General features: G+C 60.1%; 14 protein-coding genes. 6 read left to right on the top strand and 8 right to left on the bottom strand.

Annotated features, from left to right (window positions below):
- Positions 1-24 precede the first annotated feature (24 nt).
- The 4 genes from CHU70_RS02805 (at position 25) to CHU70_RS02790 (ending at position 6195) form a co-directional block, all read left to right on the top strand.
- A complete protein-coding gene (locus CHU70_RS02805; RefSeq protein ID WP_049169894.1) occupies positions 25-1683 on the top strand; it encodes a hypothetical protein in 1659 nt (552 codons plus the stop codon).
- Positions 1680-2759 (top strand): glutamate ABC transporter substrate-binding protein, encoded by a 1080-nt coding sequence (locus CHU70_RS02800; protein WP_049169891.1) that lies wholly within the window; start codon positions 1680-1682, stop codon positions 2757-2759. Before CHU70_RS02805 ends, CHU70_RS02800 begins: the two co-directional genes overlap by 4 nt.
- Entirely contained in the window at positions 2756-5230 is a 2475-nt protein-coding gene (locus CHU70_RS02795; RefSeq protein WP_070429382.1) for a serine/threonine protein kinase, read from the top strand. The genes CHU70_RS02800 and CHU70_RS02795 overlap by 4 nt, the downstream gene beginning before the upstream one ends.
- Positions 5231-5343: 113 nt before the next feature.
- Entirely contained in the window at positions 5344-6195 is an 852-nt protein-coding gene (locus tag CHU70_RS02790; protein ID WP_070429383.1) for a L,D-transpeptidase, read from the top strand.
- A 251-nt stretch (positions 6196-6446) separates the two neighbouring features.
- Here CHU70_RS02790 and CHU70_RS02785 read toward each other — a convergent pair whose 3' ends face one another.
- Entirely contained in the window at positions 6447-7643 is a 1197-nt protein-coding gene (locus tag CHU70_RS02785) for an acetate kinase (protein ID WP_049193781.1), read from the bottom strand.
- A gap of 5 nt (positions 7644-7648) precedes the next feature.
- The gene (gene pta / locus CHU70_RS02780; RefSeq protein ID WP_224783755.1) at positions 7649-8974 is read right to left on the bottom strand and encodes a phosphate acetyltransferase; all 1326 of its coding nucleotides are present in this window, start codon (positions 8972-8974) and stop codon (positions 7649-7651) included.
- Positions 8975-9700: 726 nt separating this feature from the next.
- Between pta and CHU70_RS02775 the strand changes: the two genes are divergently transcribed.
- Positions 9701-11089, top strand: coding sequence for an FAD-dependent oxidoreductase (locus CHU70_RS02775; protein ID WP_147739748.1), 1389 nt, complete (start codon positions 9701-9703; stop codon positions 11087-11089).
- Between the two features lie 33 nt (positions 11090-11122).
- On the opposite strand, the gene CHU70_RS02770 is transcribed toward CHU70_RS02775, so the two are convergent.
- The 6 genes from CHU70_RS02770 to CHU70_RS02740 all read right to left on the bottom strand — a co-directional run bounded on the left by CHU70_RS02770 (position 11123) and on the right by CHU70_RS02740 (position 18221).
- Positions 11123-11893, bottom strand: a complete 771-nt coding sequence (locus tag CHU70_RS02770; protein WP_147719454.1) for a sirohydrochlorin chelatase — start codon at positions 11891-11893, stop codon at positions 11123-11125.
- 55 nt (positions 11894-11948) lie between these two features.
- Positions 11949-13250: a sulfate adenylyltransferase subunit 1 gene (locus CHU70_RS02765; protein ID WP_048734531.1), complete on the bottom strand. Its 1302-nt coding sequence runs from the start codon at positions 13248-13250 to the stop codon at positions 11949-11951.
- Entirely contained in the window at positions 13250-14176 is a 927-nt protein-coding gene (gene cysD, locus CHU70_RS02760; protein WP_070429385.1) for a sulfate adenylyltransferase subunit CysD, read from the bottom strand. The genes CHU70_RS02765 and cysD overlap by 1 nt, the downstream gene beginning before the upstream one ends.
- A 154-nt stretch (positions 14177-14330) precedes the next feature.
- Complete coding sequence (locus CHU70_RS02755) at positions 14331-15095, bottom strand: phosphoadenylyl-sulfate reductase (RefSeq protein ID WP_049193776.1); 765 nt, start codon at positions 15093-15095, stop codon at positions 14331-14333.
- A 250-nt stretch (positions 15096-15345) separates the two neighbouring features.
- On the bottom strand, positions 15346-17052 hold the full coding sequence (locus tag CHU70_RS02745; RefSeq protein ID WP_147719453.1) for a nitrite/sulfite reductase: 1707 nt from the start codon (positions 17050-17052) through the stop codon (positions 15346-15348).
- Positions 17053-17195: 143 nt separating this feature from the next.
- Positions 17196-18221, bottom strand: coding sequence for a sulfite exporter TauE/SafE family protein (locus tag CHU70_RS02740; protein WP_147719452.1), 1026 nt, complete (start codon positions 18219-18221; stop codon positions 17196-17198).
- Positions 18222-18474: 253 nt separating this feature from the next.
- Between CHU70_RS02740 and CHU70_RS02735 the strand changes: the two genes are divergently transcribed.
- The gene (locus CHU70_RS02735; protein WP_069358961.1) at positions 18475-19980 is read left to right on the top strand and encodes an FAD-dependent oxidoreductase; all 1506 of its coding nucleotides are present in this window, start codon (positions 18475-18477) and stop codon (positions 19978-19980) included.
- The last annotated feature ends 50 nt before the right edge of the window (positions 19981-20030 follow it).

The following is a 20030-nucleotide window of genomic DNA, read 5'->3' as shown; positions in this document are numbered from 1 at the left end:
GTCACGTCGGAAGGACACGTGCACATGGGTGAAACCACTTCAAGTGCGCCTCATTCCCGTGCCCACGACAAAAACCGAAACCCATTCCACCGCAAGAATCGTGCTCCACGCCGAACTCGTTTCAGCGGTCGCACCACTCCTGGTGGCGAAAGCTTAGACACACACACTGCGGCTCAGGCGGCAAAGGAATCGAAAGATACTCCCGACACCACCCCGGCTACCGAGAGTGCGGCACCATCAACTGCTCTGGAAACTACAGAGTCCTCGGCTAATGCCCCAGCAACGGCCACAACCCCAACAGTCCTAACAGACTCTCCGCGTGATACCGACCTGCGTGTGGATGCCCTGGAAATTGGCCCGCGCAACCGGAGATTGACACGTTTTCTCGGTGAGCGTCTCTACGACAAGCTCGGCCCGTCGGCCACGTATGTGCGCCGGTCAGCGTCATTTTTGATGACGTCACCGGGCCGATTGACCACAGTCGCCCTCATCCTCATCGTCGCTATTCTGGCCGCCGGCCTATCCATGTGGCAAACAACCTCGCAACGCCAGCAGCAGCTCACCCGAATTTCGCAGCTGAGCGAGCCGATGGCCAATGCCTCGCAGAATCTCTATGCCTCGCTGACGATTGCCGATGCGTCGGCCAACACCGCCTTTTCCCGCGGCACACTCAACAGCAGCCAGGACTTGGTCAGCAACTTCGACGATGTCATCGCACAAGCATCCATGTCCGCTACCCGCGCAGCTACGGGCATTGAAAACGTCGATGCCCCAGAGATGAAGAATATCGCGACTGTACAGCGGCTGTTGCCGGTCTACACCGGCATGGTCGAGACAGCTCGCGCGAATGCGCGCCAGGGCAATCCCGTCAGTGTCGCGTACCTCGCCTCTGCCTCAAACTTGATGCAGGTCCAGATTCTGCCAGCTGCAAAATCGCTCTACGAACGCACCAGTACCACCACTAATGATGAGCAGCGCCAACTATCGAAGCCACCTCTTTTCCCGATGTCGGGCCTGGCAGCGGCAATTTTGATGCTGCTAATCACACAGTGGTGGCTGACTCGCCGCACCGGTCGACTATTCAACGTCGGCCTGTTTGGTGCAACCATGCTGATGGCCATCGCACTTGTCGGTGTGGGAATTGCCACCACTCAGCCGTGGCAGTCCAACTCTCTCTTCGGAGAGCAGCGCCCGGATGTTCATGCCCTAACCCAAGTACGCATTGATGCCCAGCAGCTACGCGCCAGCGAAACCCTCGGCTTAGTGCGCCGTCAGCCCGCGGATGCGGAGTCCTTCTCGCAGTCGGTGCGCACCCTGGTCGGCGAGCTGGAAAGAGTGGACGCCAATGCGCCGGACGACGATGTCAGAGCCGCCATCCACGGTATCTACAGCTGGGAGTCCGGTCACAACCTGATGATGGAGCACTTGAGTTCAGGCGACTACGCCGGTGCGGTTCGCATCGCGACCGATGTGGATAATGCCAGCTCGTCGGCGGCTGCGTTCAACCAGGTCGATGAGTCGCTACAGAATTCCATCGCCGAGTCCCGCCTGACCGCCCGTGAGAACCTCGACCAATCCCGTCGCGCTATCGCGGCACTGTCCCTCGCCACGGTTACACTGACCGTCATCGCGGCAGTTCTGGTTGTTTTCGGCTTCCGACACCGGCTTCTGGAGTACCTATGATCGTTCCGTTCTCCCCATCGCTCCGCGGTCTCGCCGGCTGGCGGCGCAGAGCCATCCTTGGTGCACTCACCGTCGCGGGCCTCACCGTCAGTGCCTGCGCGACCGATTCGCTTGCCGACGATCCCTACTCGCGCACAATCCTGGAGGCCACCGGTGACTTTCCCCTGCCACCGGGCGCGTTCTACGACAAAGCCTCCTCGAGGAAGCCTGCGGCAGAAGCCAACACCCCAGATCTGTCCACACTCGCCCCCGATGACCAAACACCGGAAGAGCGAATCCCGGAGATTTACCAGCGCGGCCGCATCATCGTTGGTGTTGACCAATCATTGAACCTGCTCAGCTTCCGCGACTTCAGCAGCGGAGAGCTCTCGGGGTTTGAAGTATCCCTGGCACAAGAGATTGCCCGGGACATCTTTGACAATCCCGATGCTGTCGAGTTTCGGTTCGTCGACAGCAACGAACGCACTGCCGCACTCGAAGACGGCACTGTCGATGTCGTTTTGCGCACTATGACGGTCACCGATGCCCGGCGCGAAAGGGTGCTGTTCTCCACACCGTATTTGACAGCACGAGCTGGAGTTCTAGTCTCTTCGCCGGGTGGCGATGCTTCCCCCGAGGACGTCGAGGACGGTCGCATCTGCGTTTCCCGGGGATCCACTACCGAGGATTTGATTCGACGGCTCTCGCCGAACAATACGCTGCTGTTGGTCGGTAACTGGTCGGACTGCCTCATTTCACTTCAAAACAGCCAGGCAGAGATTGTCGTTGCCGATGACACCATCCTCGCTGGTATCAACGACCAAGATCCGGCTACCGCCATTGTCCAGCGGGGCTTGAACGAGGAAAGCTACGCGGCCGGTGTATCCAAGGGGAACCCAGGCCTAGTTCGCCAAATCAACGCGACCCTGGAGCGTATGGCCAGCGATGGCACCTGGCAGTCCCTCTACGACACTTGGTTCGGCCCCTTCCTGCCAAGCGGTACACAGCCATCGCCACAGTACGGCGACGATGAAGACATACTTGGAATCTCCCCCACACCGGAAGCTGCTCCAGAAGGCGAGGTGGATAACCGATGAGCGACGAAAACCAGTTCTCCGAACAAGCCCAGCAATCCGAGCAAGCCCAGCATCCCCAGTACACGCCGGAGCCCCAGGAGGATGCTCACGCAGAGGCAGAGGCAGCTGCCACTCAGGCCGTCGCCTTCGACCCATTCGCCGATGAAGACGACGAACAAGAGCCCGGCACTGCCGCTGTCGCCTTCGACCCTTTTGCGGACGATGATGACGATGACGAAGAGTTCGATATCGCCGAATTGTTGGGGCGCGGGGGCTCGTCGTCAAGCGCGACGACCCAACCCGGCGCCCAGACGCCAGATCCGTCGATGGCCTCGCACCGGAAAGCGTTGGAGGACTTCCGCCGGAGGCGATCGAATGCACACCGCGGACGCACTGTCGCCGACGGCATGGTGCACCTGCCGTACATCACAACGCAGGATCCGCGCGATGCAGTAATGAGTGATGAGAAGATTCGAGCGACGAATAAGCCGGCGCCGAGCCTGAAAGCCGGCGATATCGTGGCGGATCAGTACGAGATCGTAGGCCCGATTGCCCACGGCGGGCTCGGCTGGATTTACCTGGCGATTGACCACAATGTCTCGGATCGTTGGGTCGTGCTCAAGGGCATGATGGCAGCGAAAAACGAGAAGGATTTCGCCGTAGTCCAGGCGGAACGCGAGTTCCTCGCGGAAATCTCGCATCCGGGAATTGTGAAGATCATCAACTTCATCGATGAGACGGACGCCAACAGCGCCACCGGCTTCATTGTGATGGAGTACGTCGGCGGCCCGTCGTTACGCAAGCAGCGACGGAGCTACCCCGACGGCGTCATGCCCTGTGACCTGGCGATTGGCTACATCCTGGAGCTGCTCCCCGCGCTGGATTACCTGCACTCGCGCGGCGTTGTCTACAACGATTTGAAGCCGGACAACGTGCTGCTCAGCGAAGACCACGTCACGCTTATCGACGTTGGCGCGGTCACCGGCATCGGCGCCTACGGCCATATCTACGGCACGCCCGGTTTCCAGGCGCCGGAGATTGCCACGACGGGACCAACGATTGCCAGCGATATCTACACAGTCGGCCGCACGCTGGCCTCGCTGATTCTGAAGTTGCCGGCGACCAACGGCGTCTACGACCCGGGGCTACCCTCACCTGTCGAAGAGCCTCTATTCCGCCGTTTTTACTCGCTCTACCGCTTCCTACTACGCGCTTGCCACGAGAACCCGGAGGCTCGCTTCGGTTCTGCCGAAGAGATGAGTGTGCAGCTCATCGGCGTATTGCGCGAGATTCTGGCGGTGCGCGACGGCGTGCAATTCCCGCAGGCGGTGTCGAATTTCTCGCCGCAGCGTTCCACGTACGGCACCAAGCACCTGGTGTTCCGCACCGATCAGCTTGTCGACGGCATCACCCGCGGCGTGGAAATCACTCCGCAAGAAGTGACCTTCGCGCTGCCTGTACCACTGATTAACCCGACAGATCCGGGTGCGCGCATCTTGAGTGCCTCGTCATTTACGGAGCCCAACGAACTTATCGAGGCACTGACCAATGCTCTGTCCGAACCCGAGTATGGTTCTTCGGTGGAAATTCCACTGGGCATCGTGCGTGCGAAACTGGACCTCGGATTAATTGATGAGGCCCGCGACAGCCTCCGCGATGTCTCTGAACGTTTGCAGCGCGATTGGCGTTACCACTGGTACGAGGGCGTGACTTATTTGCTTCTCGACCAATTCAACGATGCCCTCGCCTCGTTCCACCACGTGCTGACGATGCTGCCCGGCGAGCCCGCCCCGAAGTTGGCGCTGGCAGCGACTCTCGAGTTGATTCAACAGCGCTTGGGCATCGCCAACGCATCTCTCCTCGAGCCCGCTGTCGCCCGCGCCGCCGCGAACTTGAGCAGCGCGCTGGATAATGTCGCTGCCGATACGCCCGAGATCTTCTCCCCCGCCTGGGCCAGCGAGTCCCTGTCGCCTCAGACCATTCGTTTCAACACCCTGCGTCTCTACGCCGTCGTGTGGGCGGCCAACCCGACGACGGTATCCTCCGCCTTCGGGCTAGCTCGTCAGCTGGCCTCTGAGCGCCAACACGAAATGGCTATCTCCCAGCTTGACCGCGTACCCGGTAACTCCCGTCACCATCGCATGGCACGTTTGACGACGATTCTGATGCTCACCTCAGGGATGCCCTCCGAGTTAACTGAATCGAGAATTCGCCGTGCTGCGCGTCGTCTGGTGGAGCTGCCGACGAATGAACCGCGCATGCCACAGCTACGCATCGCCGTGATGGCGTCCGCGCTGAACTGGTTGCGCAGCTCGAACCTCGACCATGCAGCTAGCTCCAATGGTCTTTTCGATGCGCCCTTTACCGTGGCCGGCCTGCGTGAAGGATTGGAAAAAGACTTACGGATGCTGGCACGCTCTTCGCAGTTTCCGCGACACCGCTACAACTTGGTGGATATCGCAAATCTCATTCGGCCACGGACTTGGCGTTAGCTCTCTAACAGCTCCTTACCGAACCTGGTCAAACATGCTGTTGTGGGCCTGAGCGCCACCCCAGAATTGGTGAATAAAGAGAGAATTGCCTTTCGTGGTTTAAGATATCCTCTATGTTTGCCTCTTCGAAATCCTCTCTCCGCAGCGCTAAGCGCGTAATTATCAGCGCTGCAGCCCTCACCACTGCCTTTGGTATTGGGTCCGGCACTGCCGTTGCCCTGCCGGTTTCCCCAGACCTGCAGTCGCTTAGCCAGAGTGTTCGGGACCTCAAGCTGCCGGAGATCTCGACTCTGAATTCGGGCGACCTTGCCCCTGAGCTCTCTGAGGTACTGGATTCCTCTTCGGTGAAGCTGCCGGATTCGGTCGTCGCTCTGATTAATGAAAACTTCAAGTTCGCTGAAAACAACAAGCAGGTGGCGGACAAGGTCAAAACTCAGCTGCTGAGCGCCATCGACAGCCTGCCGTTGCCAGCCGCACAGAAGGCCGAAGCCACCCGCGTTGTCAACGAGATTTTCGGTTTGCTGGGGGGCCAGGACGAGCCGTCGCAGCCTGAGCCGGCGCCTGCCCCTGCTCCACAGCCAGAGCAGAAGCCACGCCCTGAACCACGCCCAGAGCCAAACAACCCGTGCCCGCCGAACGCCCGCGCATGCGTTGACCTGGCTAACCAGAAGACCTGGCTGCAGGAAAATGGCAACATCACCTACGGTCCGGTGCCAATGTCCTCCGGTATGCCAGGTTACGAAACCACCCGTGGCCACCTGAGCGTTACCCGCAAGGTCCGCGATGAGTGGTCCCGTCCTTACAACGGCCCGATGCCGTTCTCGGTGTACTTCACCAACGACGGCGAAGCTTTCCACGAGGGCTCTGTTAATCAGATGTCCCACGGCTGCATCCACCTGAACCACGATGATGCTGTGAAGTACTTCGATACCCTGCAGGTCGGCGACGGCGTCTACATCTGGTAGTTAGCTGCGCTGATGCGTTGAAACGATGACCGGGTGACTGAGCCTGTTGAGGCATAGGCGCAGTCGCCCCGGCGGTGAAAAATGAGCTCGCCCCACTAGAGTCTTCCAGTTTGGAGGACAGTGGGGGCGAGCTCATTTTTGTTGAGTTTTTGTTGAGTTACAGTCGCGGATTCAACAGGTGAGGTACACGGCAGCCGTCGATTACGGGTTACCGCAACCCTGCCTACTCGTCAGGGTTCCGGTCCAAAGAACTAGTCCACGAAGCTCATTGCGTAGCGGGCAATGGCCAGTTCCTCATTGGTCGGTACCACGAAGACCTTGACCTTCGAGTCATCCGCCGAAATCAGACGTGGGCCGTCATTCGGCTGGGAGTTGAGCTCGTCATCAATTTTGATACCGAAGTTCTCAAGCTCAGCCATCGAATCACGGCGGATACCGACGTGGTTCTCACCGACACCGGCGGTGAAGGTGATGGCATCGAGACGACCGAGAATCAGCATGTACGAGCCGATGTAGCGGCGCAGCTGGTGAACATACATCTGGTATGCAGCCCAAGCATCCGGGTCGTGGTCATCCATGCGCTCCTGCAGGACTCGGAAGTCATTGACACCAGAGACACCCTTCAAACCAGACTGGCGGTTGCACAGATTGTCGATCTCATCGATGCTCATGCCGTTGCGGTAGAGGTGGAAGATGACGCCCGGGTCAATGTCACCGGTACGAGTGCCCATCATCAGACCAGCCAGCGGAGTCAGCCCCATCGAGGTATCCACTGCCTGGCCACCTCGGATAGCCGCACACGACGCACCGTTACCCAGGTGCAGCGTAATCTGGTTGATTTCCTCTGCCGGCTTATTCAGAAGGTCCGGCACCTGCTTGGAAACAAACTCATGCGAGGTGCCGTGGAAGCCGTAACGACGGATATCAAACTTCGATGCGACCTCTGCATTTAGCGGGTACAGAGCAGCAGCTGGCGGCATGGTGTGGAAGAAACCAGTGTCGAAGACGGCGACGTGCGGCACGTCGGGAAGCAGCTTGCGAGACTCTTCGATGCCTACAATATTGGCCGGGTTGTGCAGCGGCGCCAGCGGAATAAGGTCGCGGATCATGCCCACGATCTCGTCGGTAATCAGCTCCGGTCCAGAGAACAGGCGACCACCGTGAACGACGCGGTGACCGACGGCGGCAATATCCACCGACTCCGGACCAACACCGTGCTCATCCATCAGCTCGAACGCGCGGTCAAGGCCACTGGCATGGTCAGCGATAGGCTCAGTGATTTCAATCTTCTGTCCGGAGAACTTCAGATTAATAATGCCGTCTTCTTCACCAATGCGCTCCACCAGACCGGAGACATACGGCGGCTGCGTTGAGTCCTTCTCTGGATCTACCAGCTGAAACTTGATAGAGGAGGAACCGGAGTTCAAAACAAGTACGTGACGGGACATAATAATTAGTTTCCTCCAGCCTGAATAGCGGTAATTGCAACCGTGTTGATGATGTCCGGCACCGTGGCGCCACGAGAGAGGTCGTTGACCGGCTTGTTCAAGCCCTGCAGAATCGGGCCGATTGCCAATGCACCACCACAGCGCTGGGCAATCTTGTAACCGATGTTACCGGCGTCCAGATCCGGGAACACGAAAACAGTTGCCTTACCCGCAACGGAGGAATCCGGCATCTTCTTCGCAGCCACAGACGGGTCAATAGCGGCATCGAACTGCAGCGGACCATCGACAGCGAGGTCCGGGGCCAGCTCCTTGGCCTTGGCCAGACCCGCCTTCACACGGTCAACATCCTCACCTGTGCCGGATGCTCCAGTGGAGTAGCTCAGCATGGCGACGCGGGCGTCGATACCGAAGGAAGCTGCAGTCTCGGCGGATACCACCGCGATTTCACCCAGCTGTTCCGGAGCCGGCTTCGGCAGCACCGCACAGTCCGCAAAACCCCACAGCGAGTTGTCCATAACCATGAGGAACAGCGACGACACCGTGGAAGCCGACGGCTTGGTCTTAATGATTTGCAAGGACGGACGAATGGTGTGCGCAGTTGTGTGGGCTGCACCGGACACCATGCCGTCGACAAGCCCGTTGTGAATCATCATCGTCGCAAAGTAGGAGATGTCCTGCATCGTCTCACGGGCCTGCTCCAGCGTGACCCCCTTGGCCTTGCGCATCTCTGCGAACTGTTCCGCGAACTGCTCAACATATTCGGAGGTCTGTGGGTTCCAGAGATGGGCGGCGTCGATGTCAAAACCAAGTTCGGCGGCGCGCGCCTTCATAGCATCCGGGTCACCGAGGATAGTAAGCTCACAGATGTCCTCGCGCAGGAGGTAATCAGCGGCCTCAAGAATGCGGTCATCATCCCCCTCTGGCAGCACAATGTGGCGCTTATCAGTCTTGGCGCGCTGCAACAGCCACCACTGGAAACGCTGTGGAGTCATCACTGCGGTGACCTCGCGGCTTACGACCTTGCGAAGCCCCTCAGCATCGTCAACGGCAACAACGGGAACGTCGAGATCGAGAGTCTTAGCAGCCTCGACTGCTTCCTCCCCTGTGAGAACAACAGCGAGTACCTCGCTGTGACGCTGAGCTGCACTGCTGAGCGCCAAACGAACGCGAGCCTTTGCGGCCTCTGTGTGACAGCCCTCGCCACCAGCGACAACGATGACACCGGCACCGGCGACGGTGGCGATGCGGAAGTCAAAATCGAGGTTGCCGGAGCCGGTCAGAACAGCCGCCCCCTCGTTAGCAGCGCGGTCGTCCTCAACAGCACTGACGATGGTGTCAAGCGCGGATTCCGGATCCACAACAACCTGATCCACAGTGGCGCCGTGAGCCCCACCGACAGTGTGGAGGCAACGTGCCCCACCCAGTGCCTCAGACAATGCCGTAATGACATCCTGTAGATCGTCTGCGCGGTCCACTGAAGTAATCAGGACTGCGGAGTTGTTGGTGGACGCTTGGGCGTTCTTATCGCTCACCGACGTTCCTTTCTCGCACTGCGCTTAATCGTTGACTTATTTGAACGTTGACTTGGCTCGAGCCATTGGACTGCCGGAGGCTCAAGATCATGCTGAGCTTCCAATCCCGCTGAGTCCCAAATCATTATTTTCATCTTATTGTGAGTCACCTTACATCTCACGACGGACTCAAACCTCTTTGGTTACCCCTGGTAGCCACACTTTTCCCCACAGATTCCAACAATTTTCCCGCACAATCGCGCCTTTTATGCGGTTTTTCTAGTGAACTATCCCAAATTCCCACATTGGACGTGACTAAGGTCACATTTAGTTTTGTACGCCTTCAAAAGCATCTCACCGATGATGTGATGCTCGCCTCTCGATTTTTCGTAAGTTATCGCTACGATTGGGGGCGCTACCATTGGGAATGTCGAATAAACCGATAGCTCACCAATAACTCCTTTCCCCACGAGGTCACCGCTGGCAGCTACTTACGCCGCGGTCTCGTGGCCGTCGTAAAGCATTAGAGAAAGAAGGACACGCTTCATGAATCGCCCGCTCCGCGTTGCCGTAATTGGCTCTGGCCCGGCCGGTGTTTATGCTTCCGATGCACTGATGAAATCCAGTACTGACGTGGAAGTCGATCTGTTTGAAAAGATGCCGGCTCCATTTGGTCTAATCCGCTACGGCGTCGCCCCCGACCACCCACGTATCAAGGGCATCATTATGGCCTTACACCGTGTGATGGAAAAGCCGGAGCTGCGCCTGTTTTCCAACGTTGAGTTCGGCAAGGACATCACGCTCGACGAATTAAAGGAGCATTACGACGCCGTCATCTTCGCCACCGGTGCCGTCGGCGACCGCGCGCTGCCAACGCCGGGTGCGGATCTGCCGGAGCACTTTGGTGCTGGTGAATTCGTGGGCTTCTACGACGGCAATCCACTCTTTGAGCGCACCTGGGATCTCTCGGCGGAGTCCGTGGCCGTCGTCGGAGTCGGCAACGTCGCGCTGGATGTCTCCCGAATCCTGGCGAAGACCGGTGAGGAACTGCACGTCACAGAAATCCCGGACAATGTCTACGAGGTTCTGAAGACAAATAAGGCCAAGGAAGTCCACGTCTTCGGCCGCCGCGGCCCGGCACAGGCCAAGTTCACCCCGCTGGAGCTCAAGGAGCTCGACTACTCACCGAACGTCGAGGTCGTTGTCGATCCGCGCGATATTGATTACGACTCCGCATCCGAGATTATGCGTCGCAACTCCAAGATCACCGACCAGGTCTGCACCATCCTGGAGAACTACGCCATCCGTGAGCCGAAGAACGCACCGCACAAGCTCTACATTCACTTCTTCGAGTCGCCAGTGGAAATCCTCAGCGAGGAGGGTACCGACGGCCAGCAGCATGTGACAGGCTTGCGCACTCAGCGCATGGAATACGACGGTGCTGGCGGGCTGCGGCCGACCGGAGAGACCACCGACTGGAAGGTCGGCGCTGTCTACTCCGCCGTGGGCTACCGCTCTGATGCGCTGCCGGGTATCCCGTTCGACAACGTGAAGAATGTCATTTCCAACGTCGGTGGTCGAGTCATCGAATCCGACAACACCGAGGATGAAGCAGCCGAGGCCATCACTGGCCTCTACACCACCGGTTGGGTTCGCCGCGGACCGGTCGGCCTGATTGGTAATACCAAGGGCGATGCCAACGAGGCCGTGGCCAATCTGCTGGCCGATGCCGCAGAGGGCAAGAAATTCAACCCGTCGAAGCCGGAGTTGTCCGCTGTCAACGAGCTGCTGGAGTCCAAGGGTATCGACTACCTGGACTGGGAAGGTTGGCACAAGCTCGATGCTGCGGAACGCGCCGCTGGCGAGGCCGAGGGCCGCGAACGCAAGAAGTACGTCGAGTGGGATGAGATGGTCACCCACTCCAAGGGCGAGTAACGGCGAGTAACTAGGACGGATAAAAAGCGTCGGCTACGCCACTACCTTCACGTCCGTGTACGCGGCGCGCGAGTCCCAGCGGCAGCACACAATCGGCGCCAACAGCTCGGCCAATGGCTCACCAAAAGCCACCTGACCAGCACCGTCGGCAGCGCCCGCATCGATGACTCGATCCCACAGTAGGCCCGGCGCGGTAAACAGCGGCACCACTACGAGTCCGCGTCCGCGCTTGGCCGCGCGCTCCTGCGCCGCGGCCACAGCATCGGCTCCCTTGATTTTCTCAGGACCGACCACGAATGCCGCGCTCACATGTCCCGGCAGCATCCCGCCAAGATTTGCCGCAAACTGGTGCACCGCCGCATTGGCATCCTCATCGGAGGAGCCGACCCCCATCACCAGCGCATCGACCGGCCAGGAAAAAGATGCATTCTCCGCCGCTTCGATGATTCGCTTTACGACGGCGCGCTTCGTGCCGTCGCCAAGCCCGAGTCCTTCAGCCACTGTGATGTCAACACCATGCCGATCGCAGAGTCGGACCTGCTCGGGAACGTCGACTCGAGAGTGGAACGCATCGGTGAACAGCAGTGGTACGGCCAGTGCCTGAGTCTCGCCGGCAGCGGCGAGCTCGGCACATACGGCATCCAGCGAGGGCTTGTCGAGGTCCAGCCAGGCGAGGCGAATCTGAGAGGGCGCATCCAGGCGGGTGAGCGGCATCTTCTCGCGCACGAGCGCGACCACGTCTTCGAGCACCGGTTTGGTCTCTGAGTGCCGAGAACCGTGCGCAAGCAGAATCAGTGCGGTCATCGATGGTCTCCTCAGGCTCGCTAGCTGTACTTTCTGGTTTCTCTACCTGGCGGCTCTACTGGGCAGCGCCACGCACGAGGCCTGCGGTGAGGGTGTCACCGGTGCCCGGCTCGATGAGCAGGAATGCACCGACACGGCCACCGACGCGGTAGGCATCGACCGGCAGCGGCTGTGCGACCTCGACGGTGATCTCAGCGACGTCGTTGACTGCAAGCTGATCAGCCACACCGGTGGGCTCACCGGTTTCGATATCGATGAGCGCATCGACGGAAGCGATACGACCACGCACCAGCGCGGCACCATAGCGCACCTCTACGACGCGACCGACTGCCAACGGCTTGTCTGCAAGGTGGACGGCCACGGCGGAGAAACGGCGCACGTCTTCCGGGCGCGTGCCACTGATGAGGTCGCCACGGGCTAGGTCGAACTCGGCATCCAGGCTGATGGCCACCGACTGGCCGGCCACGGCCTCAGTGACATCCTCAGCTGCCACGGTGATCTTCGTGACCGTAGCCTGACGGTTGGCGTCTACGGAGACAACATCGCCCACACGCACGCTACCTGCGGCGATACGGCCGGCGTAACCACGGTATTCAGTGGCGTGATCGCGAATGACATAGTCGATGGGCAGGCGCAGGTCAGCCTCGGCATCGGTTTCCAGGTCGGCACCGATGTTGAGGTTTTCCAGCAGCTCCAGCACGGTCGGACCCTCGTACCACGGAGTGTGCTCAGAAGAATCGACAATGTTGTCGCCGACCAGAGCCGACACTGGAACAACGAAGGTGTTCTGCAGACCCAGGCGCTCTGCTAGTGCTGCCACATCCGACTCAATCTTGCGGAAGGCCTCTTCGCTGTAGTCCAGCAAGTCAATCTTGTTGACAGCAAAGATTACGTGGCGAACGCCCAGCAGACCGGCCACCGTTGCGTGACGCTTGGTCTGCGTCACGACGCCGTTGCGCGCGTCGATAAGCAAAACGACGGCCTCGGCGGTGGACATACCAGTGATGGTGTTTCGGGTGTACTGCTCGTGACCAGGGCAGTCGGCGAGGATGAACGAGCGGACGTCGGTGGCGAAGTAGCGGTAGGCGACGTCGATGGTGATGCCCTGCTCGCGCTCGGCCCGCAGACCGTCGACCAGCAGCGACAGGTCAGGGTTTTCCTGACCGCGCGCCTGTGAGGAGGCGACGACGGCCTCGTACTGGTCAGCGAGGATGTTCTTCGTGTCGTGCAGCAGGCGACCGACGAAGGTGGACTTACCGTCGTCGACGGAGCCAGCGGTGCACAGGCGAAGAGTGCGACGAGCGCGAGTGGCGCGGTCAGCGGTAATCAGGGTAGCTGGGGAATTTGGCTGGCTCATCAGAAGTAACCTTCCTTCTTGCGGTCTTCCATGGAGGATTCGGACAACTTGTCATCTGCGCGGGTAGCGCCGCGCTCGGTGAGCTTGGATGTGCGAAGTTCCTCCATGACCTCGGCAATAGTGGTGGCAGTCGATTCGACAGCGCCGGTGCAGCTCATGTCACCGACAGTGCGGTAGCGGACAGTGCGAACCTCGAGGGTCTCGCCGTCGCGGGGTCCACCCCACTCGCCCGGTGCCAGCCACATACCGCCGCGGTTGAACACCTCACGCTCATGGGAGAAGTAGATGGGCGGCAGTTCGATGTCACGGGCTTCGATGTAGGCCCAGACGTCGGCCTCGGTCCAGTTCGAGATCGGGAAAACGCGGACGTTCTCTCCGGCGGCGTGGCGACCGTTGTAGAGCCCCCACAGCTCAGGGCGCTGACGGCGTGGATCCCAACCGCCGAAGGAGTCGCGGACGGAGAACACGCGCTCCTTTGCGCGGGCCTTCTCCTCATCGCGGCGGGCGCCACCGAGAACGGCATCGTAACCACGGTTGGCAATGGTCTCCACCAGCGGCACTGTCTGCAAGGGGTTGCGGGTGCCGTCGGCACGCTCGGTGAGCACGCCGCTGTCGATCCAGTCTTGGACCTTGGCTACGTGCAGCTTGATGCCCGGCTGAGCGGCAATCTTGTCGCGGAATTCAATAACTTCGGGGAAGTTGTGGCCGGTGTCGACGTGGAGCAGCTCCAGCGGGATACCCGCCGGTGCGAAGGCGCGCTTGGCCAGCTCGAGCACGACGACGGAATCCTTTCCGCCGGAGAAAAGTAGTGCCGGACGGTCGAACTGACCAGCGGTCTGGCGAATAATGTCGATGGCCTCGGCTTCCAGCTCGGCAAGCCGCGGGTCGAGGCGGTTTTGTACGGAAACGGTGGTTGAGCTTGTCATGGGGTTCTTTCTGTTGTGGCTGTGTTAGCTGTGTTAGCCTTTCGGCTGTTTTAAAAAAAACTGTCTGTATAAGCTGCAGGTCGCAGCTAGCCATGAGCAGCAATTGGCTAGTGACTAGTGGCTGTCGGTATCGTCTAGCCGCCAGCCACTCAAACTAGAGATGCAATCCGCACTCTGTCTTCTCGCTGCCCGCCCAGCGGCCCGAGCGCGGATCCGCACCCTCTGCCACTCGCGCAGTGCATGTCGCGCACCCAATCGACGGGAACCCCTGTTGTGTCAGCGGATGCACAATGAGGTCGTTGTCCTCGATGTACTGGGCAACGTCCTCATCCGTCCAGGTGGCCAGCGGGTTGAGCTTGATGCGACCGGTCTTATCGATTTCCAGTACCGGCGTGTGTGCGCGGGTCGGCGCGTCGACGCGCTTCAGACCTGTGACCCAGCCCTCGTAGGGGCGCTTCACAGCTGACAGCGGCTCGACCTTCCGCAGTGCGCAGCATCGCGTCGGGTCGGTCTTGTACAGGTCGACGCCCTCTTCGGCGTCTTGCTCGGCGCGGGTGCGCTTCGGCTCAATCGACAGCAGTCGGTTGTCGTAGCGCTGTGCAACCTGCTCCGCCACATCAAGGGTCTCCGGGAAGTGGTAACCCGTATCCAGGAAAACCAGGTCGGCTTCCGGCGCGTGCCGAGCAGCCAGTTCCGCCAATACCGTGTCCTGCATCGACAGGGTCACAGCCAGTGGCGTGTGCAGGTGCTCCGCACCCCATTCCAGTACTTCCCCGGCAGTGGCAGTCTCCAGCTTGGAGCCCCACTCCAGCGCGAGCTCGATCAGACGACGAGCGGTCTCCGGATTGTCCAGCACATCCTGACGCGCGAGCGCCTCCTGAGTCTTAATGACTTCAGCGGTTTTCAGTCCCGTGCTCATGACGCCACCTTCCTATCAATATGACCATGCAGTTTCACTGTGAATACCCGGCAACATTCGCGGCATTGCCAGGCGTAATCGGTTTCCACATCGGGCCACAGATCATCACCGCCGCAGTAAGGGCAATGCATCACCGCGCCCCGGTTCGGATTGGGGTGTGCACTTCGGCCACCGATCCCCAGTCGCGCTGGCACCTCGTCTTTTTCGCTTGCCGACGGCCCCTGCGACCGAACCTCGTTGGGAGATTCACTCACTTCAGGTCCTCCTCATCAGCGCGGACAATCCACTCGCGGAACTGTTCACCCTCGTGGCGCTGCTCCTTGAAATGATTGACGACGCGCTCGATGTAGTCACCCAGTTCTGCCGAGGTGACCTTGTGTCCGCGAACCTTGCGGCCGAAGTTGGCATCGAGCCCCAGCGAACCACCGAGGTGAACCTGGAAACCCTCGACACGGTTGCCCTCATCGTCGGTGACAATCTGACCCTTGAGTCCAATATCGGCAATCTGTGTGCGGGCACAGGCATTCGGGCAGCCGTTGAGCGCAATGGTGATTGGGACATCGAGGTCGCCGAGACGTTCCTCCAAGTCGCCCACCAGATCGATTGCGCGCTGGCGGGTGGTGACAAGTGCGAGTTTGCAGAACTCCAGGCCGGTGCAGGCCAGGATGCCCCGCCGGAATGCGGAAGGCTTGGCAGACAGGCCAATTTCGTCGAGCTCAGCGAGCAGGGAGTCGACCTGGTCGTCGGCGACGTCGAGGAGAATGAGCTCCTTCATGACAGTGGTACGGACGCGGGAAACACCGTGGCGCTCGGCGATGTCGGCGACCTTGACCAGGTCAGAGCCCGGAACACGGCCAACAGCGGGCTTCACACCGACGTAGTTGAGACCGTCGGCCTGCTTGTGCACGCCGATGTGGTCACGGTCGCCCTCGAAAGGCTCGGGCGCGGGGCCGTCGATAAGCTTGCGGTTGAGGTAGTCGTCTTCGAGTACCTGGCGGAACTTCTCCGCACCCCACTCGGCAACGAGGAACTTCAGACGCGCGCGATTGCGCAGGCGACGGTAGCCGTAATCACGGAAGATGCGGCACACGCCCGCCCATACCTCGGGAACCTCGTCCTCTGGGATCCAGGCGCCGAGACGCTGCGCGAGCATTGGGTTGGTGGAGAGACCGCCACCGACCCAAACGTCGAAACCGGGGCCGTGCTCTGGGTGATTGACACCGACAAAGGCGACGTCCTGGACCTCGTGGGTGACATCGAGACGCGGGGAACCGGAAACTGCGGACTTAAACTTGCGCGGTAGGTTGGAGAACTCGTCGCCGGAGAGGTACTCGTCCTTGATGCGGCGAATAGCATTGGTGCCGTCGACGATTTCATCGGCAGCAACGCCGGCAACCGGACTGCCTAGGATAACGCGGGGAACGTCGCCGCAGCCAAAGTTGGTGTCGAGACCAACCTGCTCAAGGCGGTCCCAAATCTCCGGCATGTCCTCGACGCGGATCCAGTGCAGCTGGACGTTCTGACGGTCGGAGAAGTCCGCGGTGTCACGAGCGAAGTCGCGGGAAATCTCGCCGATGGTGCGAATACCCTCGGTGGTGGTCTGGCCACCATCGAGACGAACGCGGAGCATAAAGTACTTGTCCTGCAACTCGGCGTTAGTCTTCACACCGGTGTGCTCACCGCTAAGCCCCTGCTTGCGCTGGGTGTAGAGGCCAATCCACTTAAAGCGCGGAGCTAGGTCTTCCGCAGGGATAGAGTCAAACCCCTGCTTGGAGTAGATGTCGATAACACGCTGCTTAACGGCAAAGCCAGCATCTTCTTTCTTGATGCGCTCGTCGTCGTTAAGTGGCTCGCGGCCGTCGATAAGCCACTGTCCCTGTGGCTTCGGTGCACGCTTCTTACGTCGGGTAGCCGCTGCGGAAGCCGGACGCTCGGCGGTTTTCGTAGGAGAGCTCATGGGGAATCTACCGAATCACTTTCGTTTTGTTCTCGTTGACCGAATTAGTTTCTAATCTTTATAGACCGTTTGGTCTACGTTGCATTGCAGGCAACATTAGACCGACCAGTCTGGCTAGTGCAAGCCGGGGCATGCTCGGATACTTAGCGAACCCCCGCTTCGCCCATGTGGACACCGTTTTCTGCGCCCACTTTGACGCCTCCAGAAGTATCCCCAGCCCCGACATCAACCGAAGCCGGTGATGGAGATCCAGAACTAGACACATCAGCCGAGGAAGACCGAGAAGCCGGCTCGAGCTGCACACGCTGACGCAGACCCGGAAGTGTGTCGTGCGAACGCGCCCACAGCACCAGCACCACGACAGCAAAAGCCCACACGAGCAGCACTGTCGCCAGCACACCGCCGGAAACCAGCGGCGAGAACAGAGTGCGAATATTCAGCCCCACCAACACGCCGCCGATCACAATTCCAAGCAGGCGCGGATTAATGCGCCCCACCAGGTACGCAGCCAAAGGCGCGGCAATTACACCGCCGCACAGCAAACCAATTACCGGTGCGGCATGCTGAGTGAATTCCTCCCGCAGCTTGGGCAAAAAGCCCAGCACAGCAGCTGAAGCGACAAGAAATTCCGCCGCAGAGACAGTGCCGATAATCTTCCGCGGCTGATCAGCTTCAGCGCCGAGCAACGTAGAGGTCGTGACAGGCCCCCAACCGCCGCCACCAGTGGAATCGAGCAGACCACCAAAGAGCCCCAGCGGAGCGAGCTTCTTCGCTCCCCAGGTCTTTTTCTTGCGCTTAACATTAGCCAGGAAGGCGAAGCGGATAATCACCCACAGACCGAGGAAAAGCAAGATTGTCGAGGTCACAGGCGTCGCGGCATCACCGTCGAGATTCGCCAAAAAGGTCGCACCAATAAAGGCACCGATAGCACCCGGCACGCCAAGACTCAGCGCGCGTCGCCAGTCGACATTGCCGAATCGCCAGTGTGAAATACCGGAGGCCAGTGTCGTACCCACCTCTGCTACGTGAACCACCGCCGACGCAGTGGCAGCACTACTACCAGCGACAATAAACAGCGAAGTAGCGGTGACACCGAAAGCCATCCCCAGAGTGCCGTCGACTAATTGCGCGCCAAGGCCGATTAGCACGAAGACTATGAGTTTTTCCATGACAAGCCCTTCCCCGCTTACCCAACCAGAGCCTGCCGTTGCCACGATGCTCGCACGACGAGCCCCTTTCAGAGCTCATTCAGCAGAAGCGATGCGCAGCAAAACCCTCTCAAGCCAAAGCAGTGATTCTTGCGGTGTTTTGTGTTTGCTTTTTGTAGACCAGTTTGTCTATATTCTGTTTCAGCAAGCATAGACCGGTTGGTCTACGATAAGCAATCGCGACAAAGAAAACGTAGAAAAAGGATTCCACCCAATGACCAACGACCAGACTGCAGCCCAGAACACGGCCGCTTCCTCACTGCCCGATCTCGCCAACTCCACCACGCCACTGCGTGTAGCCGTGGTTGGCTCGGGTCCGGCCGGTATCTACGCCTCCGACGCGCTGATGAAGTCCGGCCGCGATGTCGCCATCGACCTCTACGAGCGCCTTCCAGTGCCGTTCGGCCTCATCCGCTACGGTGTTGCGCCAGACCACCCGCGCATCAAGGGCATCATTAAGTCCCTCCACCGAGTGCTGGACAAGCCGCAGGTTCGACTACTGGGCAACGTGGACGTCGGCAAGCAGGTCAGCGTTGATGAACTGCGCCAGTTCTACGACGCCATCATCTTCGCCACTGGCGCGACCGGCGACCGTGATCTGAACATCCCGGGCTCGGATCTGCCGGAGCACTACGGCGCCGGTGAGTTCGTAGGTTTCTACGACTCCCACCCGGAGTTTGCTCGCGAATGGGACCTCTCTGCTGAGTCGGTCGCTGTGATCGGCGTCGGTAACGTGGGTCTCGACGTCGCCCGTATTCTCGCCAAGACTGCCGATGAGCTGCACGTCACCGAAATCGCCGACAACGTCTACGACGGCCTGGCAAAGAATGCCGCCCGCGAAGTCCATGTCTTTGGCCGTCGCGGTCCGGCTCAGGCAAAGTTCACTCCACTGGAGCTGAAGGAACTGGACCACTCTGACACCATTGAGGTTGTCGTGAATCCGGAGGACATCCAGTACGATGCCGCCTCCGAAACGTCCCGTCGCGAGTCCAAGATCACCGATCAGGTCTGTACGATTCTGGAAAACTACGCCATCCGCGAGCCAAAGGGCGCCCCGCACAAGCTCTTCATCCACTTCTTCGAGTCCCCGGTCGAAATCATCGGCGAGACCGGTGAAGATGGGGTACAGCACGTCAGCGCTATCCGCACCGAACGCACCGAACTCGACGGCGAGGGTGGCGTCCGCGGCACCGGCAAGTTCACCGAATGGCCGGTCGGTGCGGTCTACCGCGCAGTCGGCTACCGCTCCGACGCAGTCACCGGCGTACCGTTCGACACCGGCACGCACACCATCCCAGATGCCGGCGGCCGCGTGCTTGACGACATCGACGGCAACCACATCCAGGGCCTGTACACCACCGGCTGGATTCGCCGTGGCCCGGTCGGCCTAATCGGTAACACCAAGGGCGATGCCAACGAAGCTGTCGGCAACCTCATCGCCGACTGGGAGGCAGGTCGCCTGGCCGCACCTGCAAAGCCCACGCATAACGACGTCGACGAGTTCCTGGCCGACAAGGGCCTCCAGGTCACCACCTGGGAGGGCTGGCACGCACTCGACGCCGCCGAGCGTGCCGCGGGCGAAGCCGAAGGCCGCGAGCGCAAGAAGCTGGTCGAGTGGGCTGACATGGTTACGGCCTCCACGGTCGTCGCAAAGCAGCCAGATGCCGATGACGTGGCCGAAGCTGTGCACGAAGCTGTTGTGGAGACCGTCGCGAGCTAGCGCATCGGGTCTAACCGGACAGTTGATTATGCACGTCAGTCGATTTTCGG

The sequence above is a fragment of the Corynebacterium sp. LK10 genome (assembly GCF_008042455.1).
In the GTDB taxonomy this organism is placed as follows: domain Bacteria; phylum Actinomycetota; class Actinomycetes; order Mycobacteriales; family Mycobacteriaceae; genus Corynebacterium; species Corynebacterium jeikeium_D.
The sequence above is the reverse complement of the archived record's forward strand: the minus strand, read 5'-3'. Positions and strand labels throughout refer to the sequence as shown.